The organism is Streptacidiphilus neutrinimicus, assembly GCF_000787815.1.
Taxonomy (GTDB): Bacteria; Actinomycetota; Actinomycetes; order Streptomycetales; family Streptomycetaceae; genus Streptacidiphilus; species Streptacidiphilus neutrinimicus.
Genome location: NZ_BBPO01000076.1, coordinates 14144 through 33624 on the forward strand (window position 1 = coordinate 14144; position 19481 = coordinate 33624).

18 protein-coding genes are annotated in these 19481 nt (G+C 71.1%); 13 read left to right on the forward strand and 5 right to left on the reverse strand.

What is annotated here, in order from left to right; genetic code table 11:
* Positions 1 to 135: 135 nt before the first annotated feature.
* Positions 136 to 1455 (forward strand): NAD(P)/FAD-dependent oxidoreductase, encoded by a 1320-nt coding sequence (locus tag TR48_RS31895; protein ID WP_063771105.1) that lies wholly within the window; start codon positions 136 to 138, stop codon positions 1453 to 1455.
* Positions 1456 to 1582: 127 nt separating this feature from the next.
* On the opposite strand, the gene TR48_RS31900 is transcribed toward TR48_RS31895, so the two are convergent.
* Positions 1583 to 3259: an NsdA family TPR-like regulatory protein gene (locus TR48_RS31900; protein ID WP_236652425.1), complete on the reverse strand. Its 1677-nt coding sequence runs from the start codon at positions 3257 to 3259 to the stop codon at positions 1583 to 1585.
* A gap of 365 nt (positions 3260 to 3624) precedes the next feature.
* Between TR48_RS31900 and TR48_RS31905 the strand changes: the two genes are divergently transcribed.
* The 3 genes from TR48_RS31905 to TR48_RS31915 all read left to right on the forward strand — a co-directional run bounded on the left by TR48_RS31905 (position 3625) and on the right by TR48_RS31915 (position 7928).
* A complete protein-coding gene (locus TR48_RS31905; protein WP_042373841.1) occupies positions 3625 to 4386 on the forward strand; it encodes a 3-hydroxybutyrate dehydrogenase in 762 nt (253 codons plus the stop codon).
* A gap of 168 nt (positions 4387 to 4554) precedes the next feature.
* The gene (locus tag TR48_RS31910) at positions 4555 to 5967 is read left to right on the forward strand and encodes an MFS transporter (RefSeq protein ID WP_042373842.1); all 1413 of its coding nucleotides are present in this window, start codon (positions 4555 to 4557) and stop codon (positions 5965 to 5967) included.
* Positions 5968 to 6014: 47 nt separating this feature from the next.
* A complete protein-coding gene (locus TR48_RS31915; protein ID WP_042373843.1) occupies positions 6015 to 7928 on the forward strand; it encodes a helix-turn-helix domain-containing protein in 1914 nt (637 codons plus the stop codon).
* Between the two features lie 15 nt (positions 7929 to 7943).
* On the opposite strand, the gene TR48_RS31920 is transcribed toward TR48_RS31915, so the two are convergent.
* Together TR48_RS31920 and TR48_RS31925 are read right to left on the reverse strand one after the other, a co-directional pair.
* Positions 7944 to 8525 (reverse strand): TetR/AcrR family transcriptional regulator, encoded by a 582-nt coding sequence (locus TR48_RS31920; protein WP_042373844.1) that lies wholly within the window; start codon positions 8523 to 8525, stop codon positions 7944 to 7946.
* Between the two features lie 32 nt (positions 8526 to 8557).
* Entirely contained in the window at positions 8558 to 9571 is a 1014-nt protein-coding gene (locus tag TR48_RS31925; RefSeq protein WP_042373845.1) for an aldo/keto reductase, read from the reverse strand.
* A 266-nt stretch (positions 9572 to 9837) separates the two neighbouring features.
* Here TR48_RS31925 and lipB point away from each other — a divergent pair, with 266 nt between their 5' ends.
* From lipB to TR48_RS31940, 4 genes are all read left to right on the forward strand, one after another.
* A complete protein-coding gene (gene lipB, locus TR48_RS31930) occupies positions 9838 to 10590 on the forward strand; it encodes a lipoyl(octanoyl) transferase LipB (RefSeq protein WP_439654513.1) in 753 nt (250 codons plus the stop codon).
* A 79-nt stretch (positions 10591 to 10669) separates the two neighbouring features.
* A complete protein-coding gene (gene lipA / locus TR48_RS31935; protein ID WP_042373846.1) occupies positions 10670 to 11623 on the forward strand; it encodes a lipoyl synthase in 954 nt (317 codons plus the stop codon).
* Between the two features lie 148 nt (positions 11624 to 11771).
* Positions 11772 to 11942, forward strand: a complete 171-nt coding sequence (locus TR48_RS44565; RefSeq protein ID WP_170183572.1) for a hypothetical protein — start codon at positions 11772 to 11774, stop codon at positions 11940 to 11942.
* Between the two features lie 129 nt (positions 11943 to 12071).
* Positions 12072 to 12761: a DUF4191 domain-containing protein gene (locus tag TR48_RS31940; RefSeq protein WP_042373857.1), complete on the forward strand. Its 690-nt coding sequence runs from the start codon at positions 12072 to 12074 to the stop codon at positions 12759 to 12761.
* A 108-nt stretch (positions 12762 to 12869) separates the two neighbouring features.
* Here TR48_RS31940 and TR48_RS31945 read toward each other — a convergent pair whose 3' ends face one another.
* Positions 12870 to 13277, reverse strand: a complete 408-nt coding sequence (locus TR48_RS31945; RefSeq protein ID WP_042373847.1) for an RDD family protein — start codon at positions 13275 to 13277, stop codon at positions 12870 to 12872.
* Between the two features lie 379 nt (positions 13278 to 13656).
* Between TR48_RS31945 and glnA the strand changes: the two genes are divergently transcribed.
* Both glnA and TR48_RS31955 read left to right on the forward strand, forming a co-directional pair.
* Positions 13657 to 15072 carry a type I glutamate--ammonia ligase gene (gene glnA / locus TR48_RS31950; protein ID WP_042373848.1) on the forward strand — a complete coding sequence of 472 codons (1416 nt, stop codon included), beginning with the start codon at positions 13657 to 13659 and terminating at the stop codon, positions 15070 to 15072.
* A 171-nt stretch (positions 15073 to 15243) separates the two neighbouring features.
* Positions 15244 to 16119: an Fpg/Nei family DNA glycosylase gene (locus TR48_RS31955; protein ID WP_042373849.1), complete on the forward strand. Its 876-nt coding sequence runs from the start codon at positions 15244 to 15246 to the stop codon at positions 16117 to 16119.
* Positions 16120 to 16161: 42 nt separating this feature from the next.
* Here TR48_RS31955 and TR48_RS31960 read toward each other — a convergent pair whose 3' ends face one another.
* Entirely contained in the window at positions 16162 to 16446 is a 285-nt protein-coding gene (locus TR48_RS31960) for a hypothetical protein (RefSeq protein WP_052443219.1), read from the reverse strand.
* A gap of 270 nt (positions 16447 to 16716) precedes the next feature.
* Between TR48_RS31960 and TR48_RS31965 the strand changes: the two genes are divergently transcribed.
* The 3 genes from TR48_RS31965 to TR48_RS42555 form a co-directional block, all read left to right on the forward strand.
* Positions 16717 to 17070 carry a hypothetical protein gene (locus TR48_RS31965; RefSeq protein WP_042373850.1) on the forward strand — a complete coding sequence of 118 codons (354 nt, stop codon included), beginning with the start codon at positions 16717 to 16719 and terminating at the stop codon, positions 17068 to 17070.
* Positions 17071 to 17150: 80 nt separating this feature from the next.
* Positions 17151 to 18398, forward strand: coding sequence for a WXG100 family type VII secretion target (locus TR48_RS42550; protein WP_152628301.1), 1248 nt, complete (start codon positions 17151 to 17153; stop codon positions 18396 to 18398).
* Positions 18399 to 18445: 47 nt separating this feature from the next.
* A partial coding sequence (locus TR48_RS42555) for a S8 family serine peptidase (protein WP_152628302.1) occupies positions 18446 to 19481 on the forward strand: 1036 nt, incomplete at its 3' end.

Genomic DNA, 19481 nt, shown 5'->3' on the forward strand with positions numbered 1-19481 from the left:
GACCCAGATATGACCCAGCGTCACATCTGTCCGGGGAGGGCCGACGAACGCTTCGAACTTCCTTGTCTGAGCTGCCGTTTGGGGGGGCATGACTGAGAGAAGCCCCGGAAGCCTGGCACCCGGAGGGAGCCGTCCGTGCCCACAGTAGCCATCCCCACCCCCCTGCATCCGCGCCGACGCGACACCGATGTCGTGATCGTCGGCGCAGGTCTGGCCGGCCTGACCGCAGCCCGCAGACTCACCAGCAGCGGACTGTCCGTCACCGTCCTGGAGGCCACCGACCACGTAGGCGGCCGCATGGCCGGGGAACACTGCGACGGCTACCGGCTCGACCACGGCACCCACCTGCTCAACTCCGCCTACCCGGAGCTGGCCAGGTCCCTCGACCTCGGCGACCTGGAACTGCGTCCGCTCAGCGCCGACGTGATGGTCCACGCCGACGGACGCCGCTACCGCATGGGCGCCCCCGGCACCCCGCGCGCCGCGCTGGGCGCCGCACTCGGCGCCGCCCGCTCCCCCATCGGCCGCCCCTGGGACAAGGCACGCCTCGGCGCCAACCTGGCCCGGCTCGCCTCCACCCCCGTCGAGCGGCTGCTCACCCGGCCGGAACTCACCACCGCGGAGGCCCTGAACCGGCGCGGCATCCCCGCAGCGACCGTCGACGGCTTCCTGCGGCCGCTGCTCACCGCCCTGCTCAACGACTCGCTGCTGCGCACCAGCAGCCGCGTGTCCGACCTGGTGCTGCGCAGCTACGCCCGCGGCAGGCTCTGCCTGCCCGCCCAGGGCGTCGGCGCCGTCCCGCTCGCGCTCGCCGAACGCCTGCCTGCCGGAACCATCCGCATCGGCGTCGAGGTCACCGGCATCGCCGCCGACGGCGTCGAGACGGCGCACCACGGCCGGTTCGGCGCGCGCGCCGTCGTGGTCGCCACCGACTCGCGCTCCGCCGCCGGGCTGCTGCCCGGCCTGCACGCACCCGAGCACCACCCGGTCACCACCTACTACCACGTAGCCGACACGAGCCCACTCGCCGAACCGGTGCTCCTGCTCGACGCCACCCCCGGCGCACTCGTCTCGCACACGCTGGTGCTCAGTGAGGTGGACCGCTCCTACGCGCCGTCCGGCGCGCTGATCGCCTCCACCGTGCTCGGCCACCGCGCCGCCGTCCCCGCCGAGCCCGCCGTCCGGGAGGCACTCGCCCCCCTCTACGACACCGACACCAGCGGCTGGCACTTCCTGACCGCACGCCACTTCGCCGAGGCGCTGCCCGCGATGCCGCCGCCGCACGTCTTCCGCCGCCCCGTCAGGGTGCTGCGCGGCCTGTACGTGTGCGGCGACCACCGCGACACCAGCTCCCTCCAGGGCGCGCTCGTCTCCGGCCGCCGCGCCGCGGACGCGGTGCTGCGCGACCTCGGCATCGCGGCCCCCGCCACTCCCGCGGCAGCCATGGCCGCGTAGCCGGGCCGCGCAACTTGGCCGCGTAGCCGGGCCGCGCAGCCGGGCCGCGCAGCCGGGCCGCGCAGCCAGGCCGCGTAGCCGGAGGGAACCAGCAACAGATCCGGTGCCGGGATCCGCCGGCGTCGGGTCAGATCACCCCTGCGGTCCGGGCCGCCTCCTCGAAGGCCCGGACCGAGGGGTTGCCGCGGTACGGCGCCAGCCTGCGGGCGAAGTCCCGCAGGTACTCCACCGCGCGCAGCGACCGCATCTCGGTCACCCCGCGCAGCGCCTCCGTCGCCGCCGCACACGCCTCGTCCAGCTCGCCGAGGCCGAGCCGGGAGGTGGCCAGCACCACCCGGCAGAAGACCCGGCTGCGCGCGTAGGTCTGCGGGCGCAGCCGCAACGACCGCTCCGCGTGCTGCGCCGCCGGGCGCCACTGCTGCAGATCCCGGTAGCAGTGCGCGAACTCGTCGGCCAACTGCGCCTCGTCGAAGAACCGCGCCCAGCTGGGCAGCTCGTCCCCGCCGTGGGAGGCCTGCAACGCCCGTTCGGCCCGCACCAGCGCGGCCGTGCAGGACCGGGCGTCCCCGAGCAGCCCGTGCCCGCGCGCCTCCGCGGCGTGCATCAGCGCCTGCGCCGCCGCCGGAGCCGTCGACCCCACGCCCTGCTGGGCCACCCGCGCCAGCTGGACCGCCTCCCTGCCGTGCCCGAGGTAGACCGCCTGCCGACTCATCGTCACCAGCACGTAGCCGCCGTACAGCCGGTCGTTGGCGGCCTGCGCGAGGCGCAGCGACTGCACGAAGTAACGCTGCGCCAGACCGTGTGCCCCGATGTCGTACGAGGTCCAGCCCGCCAGCCTGGTCAGATCCGCGACCGCCCCGAACAGGGCACGGCCGATCGCCTCGTTGTAACGGCCGCGCAGCATCGGCTCGGCCTCGCTCTCCAGATACCGGATCAGCGCCTGCCGGGCATGACCGCCGCCGTAGGCGTTGTCCAGCGCACGGAACAAGTCCCCCACCGCGCGCATCGCCGCCACGTCGCCACGGCTGACGCGCGGCACGCCGCGCAGCGCAACGGCCTGCTCGTTGGCGCCGGAACCGGCTCCGCCAGCCGGACCGGCGGCACCCGTAGCGGGGCCGCTCGCCAGGCCGCCCGCCGTCCCCCCGTCGCGGCGGGCCTGGGGCGGGATGCCAGTGCGGCCCGCGTCGTGACGGCCCAGATCCTGCGGCGTCTCCCGGGCCACCCGGTCGTCCGTGCGCCCGATCAGCCAGTCCCGGCTCGGCACCACCAAGCCGGCGGGGGTGAAGGCGATCCGCCGCAGCTCGCTGTGGGCGCCGGTGTCCTTGCGCCACATGCTGGCGACGATGTCCACCGCCTCGGCCGGGCTCTCGGCGAACTCCAGCCCCGCGTACACCGGGGCGCACGCGTCCAGGCCGAGATCCTGGGCGGTGAGCCGCCGCCCCAGCCGCCGGGTGAACACCTCGGCGATCAGCGCGGGCGTCGCCCCGCGCGGCTGCTGGCCGCGCAGCCAGCGGGTCACCGACGTCTTGTCGTAGCGCAGATCCAGACCGTGCTCACTGCCGAGCTGGTCCACCCGCCGGGCGAGCCCCGCATGCGAGAAGCCCGCCTCCTCGATCAGCGCCGAGAGCCGCTGGTTGTACTGGAGACGATCACCGGCGGCTCCTCCGCCCGCCCCCGCGCCTGAACCGGCACGCTCCGACGTGGGTGGGGACTCCGCTGCGCGGCGCGGCCGGCCGTCCAGCAGGGCGCGGTCGAGGGGGGCGCGGTCGAGCGGCGGTCGATCGGTCACAGGCCGTTGGGGCATCTGGCACACACCTTCCGGGGGCCCGCACCGAACGCCGCGAGCTCCCTAGGGGAACGGCGTGAATGTAGCGAGCATTTGGCGGTTGCGGCCGGTTCCGGCCGGACAATCGTCCGAACGGGTGAAGCCCGTCCCTCCTGTCGGGGACGATGCGACGCGTGGGACGACGCGCGCGCCTTACGGGACCGTCCCGCTCGCCCCGTGCCCGGTCCCGTGCCCCGTCCCGTGCCCGGTCCTCGGTCCGGTCCTGCGTCCGGTCCAGTATCCCGCTGCCCGTCCGCCCTGGCTGCGGCCCCCACAGCCGTGGGCCGGTCTGTGGCGGCGGCCCACATGGGAGCCCCCGCCTCGGCCGCCTAGCGTCTGCGGCCATGGAGAGCACCCACGCAAGCTTGCTGACCGGGCGGAAAGCCCTGGTCACCGGCGCGGCCAGCGGGATCGGCCGGGCCTGCGCGCACGCCCTCGCCGAGGCCGGCGCCGCGGTCTACGTCGTCGACCGGGCGGCCGAGGCGGCCCGGGAGGTCGCGGAGCGGATCGGCGGCACCGCCCTGGTGGTCGACCTCTCGGACGGGGCGGCCGTGGACGCGCTCCCGGACGACGCGGACATCGTCGTCAACAACGCCGGGCTGCAGCACGTCGCCCCGCTCCACGAGTTCCCGCCCGAGCGGTTCGCCCTGATCCAGCGGGTCATGGTCGAGGCCCCGTTCCGGATCGTCCGCCACACCCTGCCCCACATGTACGACGGCGGATGGGGACGGGTCGTCAACATCTCCTCCGTGCACGGGCTGCGCGCCAGCGCCTTCAAGTCCGCGTACGTGACTGCCAAGCACGCGCTCGAGGGACTGAGCAAGGTCATCGCCCTGGAGGGCGCCCCGCACGGCGTCACCAGCAACTGCGTCAACCCCGGTTACGTCCGGACGCCGCTCGTGGAGAGTCAGATCGCCGCGCAGGCCGAGGCGCACGGCATCCCTGAGGCGGACGTGGTGAACCAGATCATGCTCGACCGCACCGCGATCAAGCGCCTGATCGAACCCGAGGAGGTCGCCGCAGCCGTCCTGTGGCTGTGCGCTCCCGCGGCCGCCGGGATCACCGGCGCCTCCCTCCCCATGGACGGCGGCTGGACCGCCCGCTGACGCACCGGGCCACGCGCGCCGCGCACCACCCCGTCCACGCCCGCCCCGTCCACGCGCGACCCGTACGCGCACCACCCCGTCCACGCCCCACCCGTCCACGCCCCACCCGTACGCGCACCACGCCCTACGCACACCACCCCCACCCCTCCCACGGAAGGCCTCACCGTCGTGGCAACCGAAACCGCACCCACGCAGGCAGCGTCCGCTTCGAGAGTCCCCAAGGGCCTAGCCAAGGTCGTCGGAGCCAGCCTCATCGGTACGACCATCGAGTGGTACGACTACTTTCTCTACGGCTCCGCCGCCGCCCTCGTCTTCGGCAAGGTCTTCTTCCCGACCACGGATCCGCTGACCGGCACCCTGCTCTCGTTCCTCACCTACGCCATCGGCTTCGCCGCCCGGCCGGTCGGCGCCCTGGTCTTCGGCCACTACGGCGACCGGCTCGGCCGCAAGAGGCTGCTGGTCATCAGCCTGCTGATGATGGGGGTCGCGACCGCCATGATCGGCTGCGTCCCCGGCTACGCCACGCTCGGCGTCACCGCCCCGATCCTGCTGACCGTGCTGCGCCTGATCCAGGGCTTCGCCCTCGGCGGGGAGTGGGGCGGCGCGGTCCTGCTGGTCTCCGAGCACGGCGACGCCTCACGTCGCGGGTTCTGGGCCTCGTGGCCGCAGGGCGGCGCACCGCTCGGCAACCTGCTCGCGGTCGGTGTGCTCTCGCTGATGACGACCGTTCAGCCCGACGCGGCCTTCGTGTCCTGGGGCTGGCGCATTCCCTTCCTGCTGTCCGCCCTGCTCGTCGGGATCGGCCTGTGGATCCGGCTCGGGGTCGACGAGTCCCCGCTGTTCAAGGAGGCCCGCCGCCGTGCCGAGGCCCGCGCCGCCGAGGGCGAGAAGGAGCAGCCGCCGCTGCTCGCCGTCCTGCGGCACCACTGGCGCGATGTCCTCGTCGCCATCGGTGCCCGGATGGCGGAGAACATCTGCTACTACGTGATCGTCACTTTCGTGCTCACGTACTGCGTCGAGCACCTGAAGATCGAGAAGCAGACGGCGCTCAACGCGGTCCTGATCGGGTCGGCGATCCAGTTCTGCCTGATCCCGCTCTTCGGGGCGCTGTCCGACCGGGTCGGCCGCAAGCCCGTCTATCTCGTCGGCGCGGTCGGCACCGGGGCCTGGGCCTGGGCCTTCTTCGCCCTGCTGGACACCCGATCGTTCCCGGCCCTGGTGCTCGCGGTCACCGTCGGCCTGATCTTCCACAGCGCCATGTACGCCCCGCAGGCGGCGTTCTTCTCCGAGCTGTTCCAGACCCGCATGCGGTTCTCCGGGGCCTCCATCGGCGCCCAGTTCGCCTCCGTCGCCGCCGGCGCCCCGGCCCCGCTGATCGCCGTGGCGCTGCTGAAGAGCTACGGCACCTCCACGCCGATCTCGCTCTACGTGAGCCTTGCGGCCGTGGTCACCGTGGTGGCACTACTCTTCGCCCGGGAGACCCGGGGCCGCGAGCTGGACGAGCCGACCGGCGGGACGCTCCAGACCGCCCCCGGACAGACCACCGCCGGACAGACGACCGCCGGACAGACCACCTCCTGACACGGCCTTCTCTCTTCCAACCCACTCCTGCGACGATGGCCCGCACCATGCCCGAAGAGACCGAGATCCACCCCGCCGAACGGCTGCTGCGACTGCTGGCCGGGGGCGCCTCCGCCGAAGAACTCGGCGAGGCCGGAGCGGCGGCGCCCGGCTCCGGCGCGCTGGCGCTGCGCGTCCACCGCACCCTGGCCCAGCACCGCCGCCGTGAGGCCCAGCTGACGGCGCTCTTCGACACCGCCACCGACCTGGCCGCCTCCCGTGACCTGGACGCCGTGCTGCAGGCCATCGTCCGCCGGGCCCGCCTGCTGCTGGGCACCGAGCTCGCCTACCTCACCCTCCCGGACGAGGAGGCCGGCGACACCTACATGCGGGTCACCGACGGCTCCGTCTCGCCGCTGTTCCAGACCCTGCGGCTGGAACTCGGCGAGGGGCTGGGCGGGCTGGTGGCGCAGACCGCCCGCCCCTACGCCACCCCCGACTACCGCACGGACGCCCGCTTTCACCACACCCGCAACATCGACGCGGGCGTCCTCGACGAGGGCCTGGTCGCCATCCTGGGCGTGCCCTTGCTGCTGGAGAAGCAGGTCATCGGCGTGCTCTTCGCCGCCGACCGCAATCCGCGGCCGTTCTCCCCCGATGAGGTGGCGCTGCTGTGCACGCTGGCCGCGCACGCCGCCATCGCCATCGACACCGCCCGCGCCCTGGACGACACCCGGGCGGCGCTGGCCGACCTCGCCGCCGCGAACGCGGTGATCCGCGCCCACTCGGCCGCCATGCAGCGCGCCGAGGAGGCTCACGACCGGCTGACCGACCTGGTCCTGCGCGGCGGCGAGGTGCCCGCCGTAGCCGAAGCTGTCTCCGCCCTCCTGGGCGGCGGCATCGCGGTCCTGGACCCTGACGGCCAGCGGCTCGCCGAGGGGGCCCGCGAAGCCGGAGGGGCTGGAGAGACGGCCGAGCCAGACGTGAGCGCGCTCGTGGCCGAATCCCGGGCCGCCGGCCGGGCCGTGGAGGCGGACGGACGCTGGGTCTGCGCCGTCCTGGCCGGTCAGGAGCTGCTCGGCAGCCTGGTGCTGACTGGGCGCCCGAAACTGGAGGACGCCGATCGCCGACTCTTCGAGCGGGCTGGCGTCGTCACCGCGCTGCTGCTCCTGCTGCGCCGCTCCGTCGCCGAGGCGGAGAACCGCGTCCGCGGCGAACTGCTGACAGACCTGCTGGACAGTCCGCAGCGCGACCCCGCCGGGCTGCTCCAGCGCGGCCTGCGCCTCGGCATCGACCTGCGCCGACCGCACGTGCTGCTGGCCGCCCGCGTCGGCGCGGCGGGCGCTCGGGGCCGTCTGGCGAGCGCCGCGACCCGCCTGCTCTTCGGCCGCGGCGGGATCAGCGCGGAGCACGGGGAGGGCGTGGTGCTCGTGCTGCCCGCGGAGGCAGAGCCGGGCTCAGGGTCTTCGGCCGCATCACTGTGGTCAGCATCGTCGGCCTCGTCGGTGGCGGCTGGGGCCGCTGCGCAGCTCACCCAGCTCACCGGCGCCCCGGTCACCGTGGGCGCGGCCGGCCCGGCGGGCGGGATCGCCGAGCTCGCGGCCGCCCATGCCGAGGCCCTGAGGACTTTGCGGGCCCTGTGCGCCCTGGGCCGCGAGGGGGACGGCGCCTGCGCGACCGACCTGGGCTTCCTCGGCGTCCTGCTCGGCGAAGGCCACGATGTGCGGGGCTTCGTCCAGGAGACCCTCGGCCCGCTGCTCGCCTACGACGACCGGCGTGGCACCGAACTGGTCCATACTCTGGACGCCTACTTCGCCTGCGGTGGGAGCCTCACCCGGGCGAAGGACGCGCTGCACGTCCACGTCAACACCGTCGTCCAGCGCCTGGACCGCGTGGAGGCGCTGCTCGGCCCCGACTGGAACCACCCCGAGCGGGCCCTCGAGCTCCAGCTCGCCCTCCGCCTCCACCTGCTCACGAGCTAGCCTTTGCGGCCCAGCTCAGGAGGCCAGGCCCCGCAGCACGAAGCCCACTACCGCCTCGAACTCGCCCTCGACTCCGGGCCGGGACCACTCCTCCGCGTACGCCGGATCGTGGTAGTGGGCCGTGGCCTGGAAAACCACGTGGCCGAGCTCTCCTGGGTCTCCGGAGCCGAAGGCGCCCTGCTCCTGGCCCTCCACGATGATCCGGGCCAGCTGTGCCTCCAGGCCGCTGACATGCTCGGCAATCAGCTCGCTGTTCTCGTCCACCAGCACCTGATAGGTGGCGAAGAGCTCAGGATCGGCGAGGGCCTTCTCCTGTTTGGCCTGGAACAGGGCGGCCAGCCAGTGCCGAAGCCGCTCCCGTGGCTCCTCCGGGCCGGCCGCGATACCCGGCAGCGCCGCGTGCGCACGGTCGAGCCAGCGACGGGTGACCGCGCCCCGCAGCGCGGCCTTGCTGGGGAAGTGGCGGTAGACCGTGCCGTGACTCACCCCCAGGACCCGGGCGACGTCGACGACGGTGGCCTTGGCCGGGCCGTACCGGCGCAGGACCTCCTCCGCGGCTGTGAGGATTTCCTCCGGGGTGAGTGCTGCCTCCGCCATCGATACCGGTCGCTCCCGCTACTTCTCGCCTGTTACTTCTCGCTGTCCAGGTGGGCCATCTGGGCAGCAACATACCGGTCACCGGAGGCGGAGCCCTGCGGCACGGCCTCCTCGATAGCCGCCAGATCGGACGGCTCGAGCACCAGCTCGGCCGCGCCGAGGGCCTCGGTCAGCCGCTCCCGGCGGCGCGCGCCGATCAACGGGACGATGTCGTCGCCCTGGGCCAGCACCCAGGCGATCGCCACCTGGGCCACCGAGGCCGCCCTCGCCTCCGCGACCCCACGCAGGGCCTCGACCAGGCGCAGGTTGGCCTCCAGGTTCTCGCCCTGGAAGCGCGGGCTGAAGCCACGGAAGTCCCCCGCGGGCAGCTCCCGGTCGGCCTGCCAGTGGCCGCTGATGAGACCACGGGAGAGCACGCCGTAGGCGGTGACGCCGATGCCGAGCTCGCGAGCGGTGGGCAGGATCTCCTTCTCGATCCCGCGCGAGATCAGCGAGTACTCGATCTGCAGATCGGTGATCGGGTGCACCGCCTGGGCCCGGCGCAGCGTCTCGGCCCCCACCTCGGAGAGGCCGATGTGGCGGACGTAACCCGCCTCCACCATCTCGGCGATGGCGCCGACTGTCTCCTCGATCGGGACGTTCGGGTCGAGCCGTGCGGGGCGGTAGACGTCGACGTGGTCCGTGCCGAGCCGACGCAGGGTGTAGGCGAGGGCCGTCTTCACGGCCGCGGGCCGGGCGTCGTAGCCGAGCCAGTTGCCGGCGTAGTCGCGCTGCGCGCCGAACTTGACGCTGATCGCCACCTCGCCCCGAGCACGGCCGCTGCTGCGCAGCGCGTCGCGGATGAGCAGCTCGTTGTGGCCCATGCCGTAGAAGTCGCCCGTGTCGATCAGGGTGATGCCGGCGTCGAGGGCGGCGTGGATCGTGGCCGTCGACTCGGCCTCGTCGGCCGGGCCGTACAGGTCGGACATGCCCATCGCGCCCAGGCCGAGCCGGGAGACGGTGAGCGGGGAGCTCTTGCTACCGAGAGTGCGTTCGTTGAGTGCCATGTCTCGAGTATGCGAGATGGACTGACAGATTTCAATATCTGTCACCCTTTTCAGCGAAGCTCCGGTCCGGCGCCCTGGGAACAGGGGGCCCGGTCGTACAGTTGCGTGGAGCAGGACGACAGAAAGCGAGGCACCCAGTGGTCACGGAAACGGGCAGCCCGGCGGGGGACGCGGCCGCGATCGCAACGGGGGCCGCGACGGGGGCCGCCACGGAGGTCGCGAGGGAGACCGGTTTCGGCGGTGAGCTGCGGTTCGTCCCCCTCGGCGTGGGCGAACGCACCATCCGCTACCAGGACGCCCTGGACGAGCAGCTGCGCCTGCACGCGCTGCGCGTGGCGGACGAGATCCCGGACACCGTGCTGCTGCTGGAGCACGAGCCCGTCTACACCGCCGGTCGCCGCACCCGGCCGGAGGACCGCCCGCTCGACGGCACCCCGGTGGTCGAGGTCACCCGGGGCGGCGAGATCACCTGGCACGGTCCCGGCCAGCTGGTCGGCTACCCGATCATCAAGCTGGCCGAGCCCATGGATGTCGTCGCCTACGTGCGCAGGCTCGAGGAGGCGCTGATCCGGGCGTGCGCCGAGTTCGGCGTCGAGGGCAACCGGGTCGAGGGGCGCAGCGGCGTGTGGAAGCTGGGCCAGGAGATTCCGGGCGCCCAGGTCGACGAGTCCCAGGTGGTCAACATCGGCGCGCTCACGCTGCGGATGGGCGCCAAGCTCGGCCTCGACCCGCGCATGGCCGGCCCCGAGTACGCCCCGTCCAACGCGGGCCAGCGGGGTGCGGACCGCAAGCTCGCCGCCATCGGCGTCCGCGTCGCCCGCGGCGTGACCATGCACGGCTTCGCGCTCAACTGCAATCCGGACCTGACCTGGTTCGACCGCATCATCCCCTGCGGCATCCGCGACGCCGGCGTCGCCTCGCTCAGCTCCGAGCTAGGCCGGGACGTCCCGGCCGCCGAGGCGATGCCCGTCGTCCAGCGTCACTTCGCCGACCTCTTCGCGCGGACCACCACGGCCTGAGCCGACTCGGGCCACTGACCCACCCGACCGCAGGCGTACCCTAGGGGACGCACTGGATTTCGAAGATAGGGAGCCGCACGTGTCCGCTGTCGCACCCGACGGCAGGAAGCTGCTGCGTCTGGAGGTCCGCAACAGCGAGACCCCGATCGAACGCAAGCCCGAGTGGATCAAGACCCGGGCGAAGATGGGCCCGGAGTACACCGCGCTGCAGTCGCTGGTGAAGAGCGAGGGTCTGCACACCGTCTGTCAGGAGGCGGGCTGCCCCAACATCTTCGAGTGCTGGGAGGACCGCGAGGCCACCTTCCTCATCGGCGGCGACCAGTGCACCCGCCGCTGCGACTTCTGCCAGATCGACACCGGCAAGCCCGCCGAGTTCGACCGGGACGAGCCCCGCCGCGTCGCCGAGTCCGTGGTCACCATGGACCTGAACTACGCGACCATCACCGGCGTCGCCCGCGACGACCTCGAGGACGGCGGCGCCTGGCTCTACGCCGAGACGGTCCGCCAGATCCATGCGATGACCGCGGAGCGCGAGGCCGGCCGCACCGGCGTCGAGCTGCTGATCCCCGACTTCAACGCGGTCCCCGACCAGCTCGCCGAGGTCTTCTCGGCGCGCCCTGAGGTGCTGGCGCACAACCTGGAGACGGTCCCGCGCATCTTCAAGCGGATCCGTCCCGCCTTCCGCTACGAGCGCTCGCTCAAGGTCATCACCGAGGCCCGCGCAGCCGGGCTGGTCACCAAGTCGAACCTCATCCTCGGCATGGGCGAGACCCGCGAGGAGGTCAGCGAGGCGCTGCGCGACCTGCACGAGGCGGGCTGCGAGCTGATCACCATCACCCAGTACCTGCGCCCCTCACCGCGGCACCACCCCGTGGAGCGCTGGGTCAAGCCGCAGGAGTTCGTCGAGCTCCAGGCGGAGGCCGAGGAGATCGGCTATGCCGGCGTCATGTCCGGGCCGCTGGTCCGCTCCTCCTACCGCGCCGGCCGCCTGTACCGGCAGGCCCTGGAGCGCCGCGGCGCCGCCGCCCTCTGAGGCCCCGTCGGCCTCGTGTTGCCGCGCCGTGACCGGGCGTGCCTGTGATGTCTGTCGCACGCCTTTCACGGGGGTTTGACCGAGTGGTCACGGCGCGGTAACACCAAGTGGTGAAGATGGCGTGGTAGTCCAAGGGGAGAAGGTCACCATGCAACTCGCTCAGAACGTCGCCTTCGCACTGCGGATGGCCGAGTCCGTACTGTTCTCCGGCGGCCAGCAGACGGCTCGCCGCAACGCCTGGGACGCCGTCTGCGAGAACCGTCGGCACGCTCGCGACCGCCAGCAGAGCGAGCAGACGCTGCTGCGCGCCGCGCGCTGACGTCGACGGCCGACCGGGCGCCCATTCGTCCGGACATGACAGCCTGACGCATCACGACTGGGACACAGGCGGCCCTCCGCCAGGACCAGGCTTGGGCAACCGCAGGTCCGGCCCCGTACCATGAACCACATGGCGAGGCAGGAATCCCCCAACAGCCCTGGACGGCTCTCCCAGATCCGTCAGGCATACACCATGACCAAGCGGGTCGACCCGAAGATCGGTCTTATCGTCGCCGGCGTCGGGCTCGGCACCTTCGCGGTGCTCCTCGCCATCGGTTTCGCGATCGGGCACCCGATCTACCTGGGCATCCTGGGCTTCGTGCTCGGCCTGCTCGCGGCGGTCGTGATCTTCGGCAGGCGCGCCGAGAAGGCCGCCTTCGGCCAGCTCGAGGGCCAGCCCGGCGCCGCTGCGGCGGTGCTCAACAACATCAAGCGCGGCTGGAACATCCAGCTCGTCGTCGCGGCCAACCGCCAGCAGGACGCCGTGCACCGCGCGGTGGGCCGCCCGGGCGTCGTGCTGGTCGGCGAGGGCAACGTCAACCGCCTGCGCCCGATGATCGCGGCGGAAAAGCGCAAGATGAGCCGCGTGGTCGGCGACGCCCCGGTGATCGACATCATCGTGGGCAACGACGAGGGCCAGGTGCCGCTGAACAAGCTGCAGACGCACCTGATGAAGCTCCCGCGTGCCATCTCCGGCGCCCAGGCCACCCAGATCAGCGACCGGCTGCGTGCTATGGGCGACCTGATGGCCAACGCCCCCATCCCGAAGGGCCCGCTCCCCAAGGGCTCCCGGATGCCCAAGGGTGCCGGCCCCCGCTGACCCTCCCCTGAACGAACCTGAGGCCCCGGTGGCCGGTCCTCACGGACCGGCCACCGGGGCCTCGTCGTTGTCGCGGCGAGCGCGTACTCGCCGACACGTGCCCTCCGGTCAGACCCGGACCTCGACGGTGCCCACGGCCTTGTCGTGCAGCCCGCGACCGTCCCGGTCCCAGATCAGCGCCGGGACCGCGAGCACGAGCATGAACGTGCGCAGCGCGACCTGGCCGACCGAGGCGCGCCCGCCGTCCAGGCTGATGACGCGCAGTCCGAGCAGCTTCTTGCCCGGCGTCGCCCCGGCCGTGGCCAGGGTCAGCACGCTGACCAGGAAGAACAGCACGGTGATCCAGATGTTGACCTCGTTGACGTTCCGGTTCGCGATCAGTGCGAAGGCGACGAGGTAGCAGAGGAACCAGTCGATCGCGAGGGCGCCAAGTCGGCGTCCCGCGCCCGCGATGGAACCCGGCCCCTCCTCGGGCAGACCGAGGCGCTTGCCGCGGTAGCCGAAATCCGCACCCATCTGCTCAGCGCCGGCCCGCGGGCCTTCGATCCAGCTGCCTATGGCTTTACGACTCTCATCCACGCCACCACAGTAGCCCGGCCGCCGAGCGCACCCGGAGACCACCCCTGGGACGTGGTGGGGGCACGCCGCGAAGCGCCGCGAAATCGGTCTAGACCACTCACTGAAGAGTGAACGGCGCGCACGGGCCTGACGACGCAAGTACGCAGCAACGACGCGGGTTGTCGGTTCTGCGGAGGTGCGCGGTTAACATCGGCGAAACATATGGGTCACGGCCGAGAAACGGCCGCTTCCTATGGTTTCGAGAACCGGTATCGCCGGACGGGACCGGCGGTCCGCACCCGCAATCCCGGCATCTCGCCGGGGCCGAGGAGGATGGATGTTCAACAACGCCGACGAGGTGTCGCGCTACATCTCGGACAACGACGTCAAGTTCGTCGATGTCAGGTTCTGCGACCTGCCGGGCGTGATGCAGCACTTCACGGTGCCCGCCTCGGCATTCGACCCGTCCGAGATGCTGATGTTCGACGGCTCGTCGATCCGCGGCTTTCAGGCGATCCACGAGTCCGACATGGGCCTCGTTCCCGACCTCAGCACCGCGCGCCTGGACCCGTTCCGCAAGGACGCCACCCTCAACGTCAACTTCTTCATCCACGACCCGATCACCGGCGAGCAGTACAGCCGCGACCCGCGCAACGTGGCGAAGAAGGCCGAGGCCTACCTGGCCTCCTCCGGCATCGCCGACACCGCCTACTTCGGCCCCGAAGCGGAGTTCTACGTCTTCGACGACGTCCGCTTCGAGACCAAGCAGAACCGCTCCTTCTACGAGATCGACTCCGAGGCCGGCGCCTGGAACACCGGGCGCGTCGAGGAGGGCGGCAACCGCGGCTACAAGGTCCGCTACAAGGGCGGCTACTTCCCGGCCCCGCCGGTCGACCACTTCGCCGACCTGCGCGCCGAGATGTCCCTGGAGCTGGCCAACGCCGGCCTCCAGGTCGAGCGCCAGCACCACGAGGTCGGCACCGCGGGCCAGGCGGAGATCAACTACAAGTTCAACACGCTGCTGGCGGCGGCCGACGACCTGATGCTGTTCAAGTACATCATCAAGAACGTCGCCTGGCGCAACGGCAAGACCGCGACCTTCATGCCCAAGCCGATCTTCGGCGACAACGGCTCCGGCATGCACTGCCACCAGTCGCTGTGGACCGACGGCTCCCCGCTCTTCTACGACGAGCAGGGCTACGCCGGCCTGTCGGACACCGCCCGCTACTACATCGGCGGTCTGCTCCGGCACGCCCCCTCGCTGCTAGCCTTCACCAACCCGACGGTGAACTCCTACCACCGCCTGGTCCCCGGCTTCGAGGCCCCGGTCAACCTGGTCTACTCCCAGCGCAACCGCTCGGCCGCGATCCGCATCCCGATCACCGGTGCCAACGCCAAGGCCAAGCGCATCGAGTTCCGCGCGCCGGACCCGTCCTCCAACCCCTACCTCGCCTTCTCGGCAATGCTGCTGGCCGGCCTGGACGGGATCAAGAACAAGATCGAGCCGCTGGAGCCGGTCGACAAGGACCTCTACGAGCTCGCCCCGGAGGAGCACTCCGCGGTCCCGCAGGTCCCCTCCACCCTCCCGGCCGTCCTCGACGCGCTGGAGGCCGACCACGAGTACCTGCTCGCGGGCGGCGTCTTCACCCAGGACCTGATCGAGACCTGGGTCGACTACAAGCGCACCAACGAGGTCGCCCCGATCGCCCTGCGGCCGCACCCGCACGAGTTCGAGCTCTACTTCGACCTCTGAGCCGACCGCTGAGCTGACTGCTGCACCGACCGAGCCCTTAGGGCCCGCGCGTCTGTCTGTGCCCGAGCCCCGCCACTCCCCAGGAGCGGCGGGGCTCCGCGCGTTCGGAGCCCACCGGCTCGCGGGTGGACAAGCTCGCGGGTCGCCGGGCTCGCGGGCAGACTGGAGGGCATGCCAGAACTGCCGGAGGTGGAGTCGCTCGTCCAGTTCCTCGGCGAGCATCTCGTCGGACGGACCGTCGAGCGCGTGCACCCTGTCTCGGTGGCCGCGCTGAAGACCTACGATCCTCCGATCACCGCGCTCGAAGGGCAGGCCTTCGACGGCGCGGGCCGGTTCGGCAAGTTCCTCGACCTCAGGATCGGCGAGCTGCATCTGGTGATCCACCTCGCCCGGGCCGGATGGGTGCGGTGGAGCGAGAAAGTGCCAAGCGAACCGCCACGTCCGGGCAAGGGCCCGCTGGCCGTGCGGGTGCGGCTCTCACCGACGGACGCGGGTGCGTCGCAGGGGTTCGACGTCACGGAAGCCGGAACGCAGAAGCACCTCGCGGTCTACCTGGTCCGCGATCCACAGGAGGTCCCCGGCATCGCGCGCCTCGGCCCCGATCCGCTGTCCGGGGAGGTGACGCCGGAGGCCTTCGCCGCACTGCTCGCGTCCGAGCGGCGCCAGATCAAGGGGGTGCTGCGCGACCAAGCGGTGCTCGCGGGCATCGGGAACGCCTACTCCGACGAGATCCTGCACGCGGCGCGGCTGTCGCCGTTCAAGCTGGCCGCGAACCTGAGCGACGAAGAGGTGGCCGGGCTCTACGCGGCCATGCAGGCCACCCTCGCGGACGCCGTCGAACGCGCTCGCGGCCTGCCGCTGCGCGACCTCAAGGCCGAGAAGAAGAGCGGCCTGCGCGTCCACGGCCGCACCGGGGAACCGTGCCCGGTCTGCGGCGACACCATCCGGGAGGTCTCCTTCGCGGACTCCTCCCTGCAGTACTGCCCCACCTGCCAGACCGGCGGCAAGCCCCTGGCCGACCGCCGGCTGTCACGCCTGCTGAAGTAGCGCCGCCCTCTCGGCCCCTCGGGGCCGTCGGGTTCAGCCGATTCAGCCCGAGTGCGCGTCGACGAACTCCTCGCCGAGCACCTCATGCGCGGCCTTGAGGTGGTCAAGGTCCACCTCGCCGTGCTCGGCGGCGTGGCCGTCGAGCGCCTTCAGGATCCGGTCGACGGGCTCGTGGGTCCCCCCGAGGCGCTGCTCCGCGAAGACGGCGATGCCGAGCTTGAGGAACAGTTGCGCGGCGTGCCGGTGCTCGGCGTGCTCGCTGAGGACCTCCTCCCCCGCGCCCACGCCACGCTCGATCATCTCGACGGCCCGCTCGATGAAGCTCATGCACCCCTCCGGTGACACCCGAATCCCTTGCGTCACCGCAGCGATGACGCTCCGCCGCGTACCTTATGGCAGCCGATGATCACCGCGCAGCGCTCAGCAGGTTACGTTTTCGCAGCTCGGGCGTGCGGGACGAGTGCCACACAGAACACTCCATCGAGCGATGGTGTCACTACTCTCCGCGACATAGAGTGAGCCTGGTCAATGGGTTTGTACACGGTTCACCGCCGGGCACCTTGAGTGCGGAGGCGGCATGAGGGGAGGTGCGTCATCATGGCATTCGGCAACGGCTACCGCGTCGACGTGTCCGCGCTGCAGTCGACGGTGCGCCAGTTGCGGGCGGTCGCCGACGGCCTGGACACCGCGAAGGCGTCGGCCCGCTACGACACCTCCATCCCCCACGGCGCCCTCGGCACCGGCTTCGCCGGCGCGGCGGCACTCGCGGACAAGCACGACGAGATGCGGGACTGGCTGGGCTCGATGATCGCCGAACTGCAGGGCTTCATCGAGCAGTACAGCGGCGAGACGAAGTCGGCGGCCGAGGCGTACGAGGAGCAGGAGCACCGCACGCGGCAGGACTTCTTCTCTGCGGCGGGGTCGGGCAGCGGCAGAGGCGACCTCGGATGAGCGGGGGCGCGGGCGGGGGCGCGGGCGCGGGCAGCGGCAGAGGCTCTGGAGGCGCGTTCGACGCGGCGAGCATCACCGCGATGCGCGCGATGCTCGCAGGCTCCAACCCGGAAACGCTGGACAGGGTGGCGGCGAAGTGGGAGGCGATCGACCTGGCCCTCCAGCAGGCCCAGGAAGACCTCCTCCACCACACCCGCGCGACCACCACACACTGGGCCGGCACCGCCGCCGACGCCTTCACGGCCCGCGCCACCGAGCTCCACCAGGCCATCGGCCACGGCGCAACCTACGCCTCCCACGCGTGCTCCGGCGTCTCCTACGCCGCCGACGCCCTCCGCGCAGCCCGCCTGGAGATGCCGCCGGAGCCGGCCTCCCTGGAGGACCGGGTGACCTCAGAGCAGGCACGCACGACAGGAACGGCGACAGATGCCCTGCACGAGCAGCAGCGACAGCACGCGGTGGCGGTGATGGAGCGACTGGAGCAGCGGTACGCGGCGGCAGCCGAGATGATCGGAACGCCTGGCCGTTGCCAAAGGTCCGAAGATCTCGGCGCCTTCCCTGACGGTCACGAAAATGTGCGCTCCGCTCCAAGCGCAGCACCTACGGCTCCCGGCGACCTATCCATGAAGTCAGCAGGCGCCTTCAAACCATCCGGAGACTCAGCACACGCAGCGCTTGCCTCCAGCGGGATTGGCGACTTCCAACAAGCCCAACTGGGTGGCGTGAAATTCGATCCCGCCACGACCAGCCCCGACGCGACGCCACTATGGGGCAGTCCTACAGCGACCCTCGAAGGGCGGAATATTGTGACGCCCGCCTCAACTCAGCCGAATACCCCGACGCAGGCGTTGATCTCGGGAGAATCGAATCTCGGGGGGAGGGCAGTTGAGCTAAGCAGCGTGAACCATCTCTCTTCTGTCTTCGACGAATATCCGCCCACTGGGCGCGCGTCAACCCCGGGCAAGCAAGCAGGCATAGACTGGCACTTCGGACAAACACCAACGCCTAACGTTCCATTGCAGGGTTCCCGTGGACCGAACACCACGACGGAACGGCGAAGCTCTTTGCGGCCCCCTGCGCCTCTCCAGGGCAACTGGACGAATGCGGCACCAAACGAGTCCTCCGGCTCAGTAGCCTTCGGAACGGCAGCCCGTTCCGCCTCAACTTTCCAGGAGTCATCTTCTGCTTCCCTTACTGGACCGGGGACACAATTCCTAGCCGTCTCGCCCGCCAGGAGGCGCCGACGTGGAAGCCGTCCTCCCTTTTTGCTCGAGGATGTGAATTGGTGGGCGAGCGACGTCAAGGCGAATCCCCCTGTGATCGACTAGCCCAGCAAGGGCGGAACTTGAAACCATCATCAACCGCCTACCTAGCCATGGTCTCCGTACTTTGTTGCACCGTGTCGACTTCCATCGCAGACGACGTCAGGAGTGCCGAATGGCCTATTAAGTCCTTCCGGGCGGCGTCCGACATCTGGCCCCACTCTCGGGGAACCGATGTCACTGTAGCGGTGATTGACTCAGGGGTACGCATTACTCATGAGGACCTGCGGGGCCAGGTCATTGCGGGATCGGACAAAATCACGCCGGGCCAAGGAGAACTGGATCACGACCCATTGGGGCACGGTACAGCCATGGCGAGCATCATCGCTGGCCACGGCCACGGCCCGGATGCGACCCAAGGAATCATCGGGCTCGCGCCAGGCGCACGGATTCTTCCTGTGGCCATCAGGTTCGGAACGTCTTCCGAAGATGCGGATCAGGAATCCAATGGCATCAAGTACGCCGCAGATCATGGCGCGCGCGTTATTAATATGTCGTTCGGAGGTCCAGCAAAGTCCAGTAGCGAGAGGGAAGCCGTCGAGTACGCAGAAGAGCGCGACGTGGTACTCGTAGCCAGCAGCGGTAATTCCGGCTCGCCAGCGCTCGACTGGCCTGCGGCGTATCCCGGGGTGGTGTCGGTCGGGGCGGTGGATGCGGAGGGGAAGCCGTGGGTGGATTCGAACTACGGGCCTGGGCTCACGTTGGTCGCGCCTGGGGTCAACATCGTGGCCGCTGGGGCGAACAGTGACCATGAGTACCGGTTGTCCGACGGGACGAGTGACGCCGCGGCGTATGTGTCCGCGGAGGCGGCGTTGGTGCGGGCGGAGTATCCAAGGTTGACCGCTGGGCAGGTGGTGAATCGGATGGTGAAGTCGGCCCTGAATCCCACGGGGCGGGTGCATGACGATCACTACGGATACGGGATCATCCGCCCCGATGCCGCGCTGACGTTCGACATTCCGGCCGGGCCGCCCGAAGGGCCGCTGAGGCAGGTGGGCGACACTGCGTCCGGCGCAGCCGGAACGAGCGGGGTCGGCAAGGGCGTGGCGGCCGTTCATGGGGGCGGGGAGAGGTCGGGCGGGGTGGGGG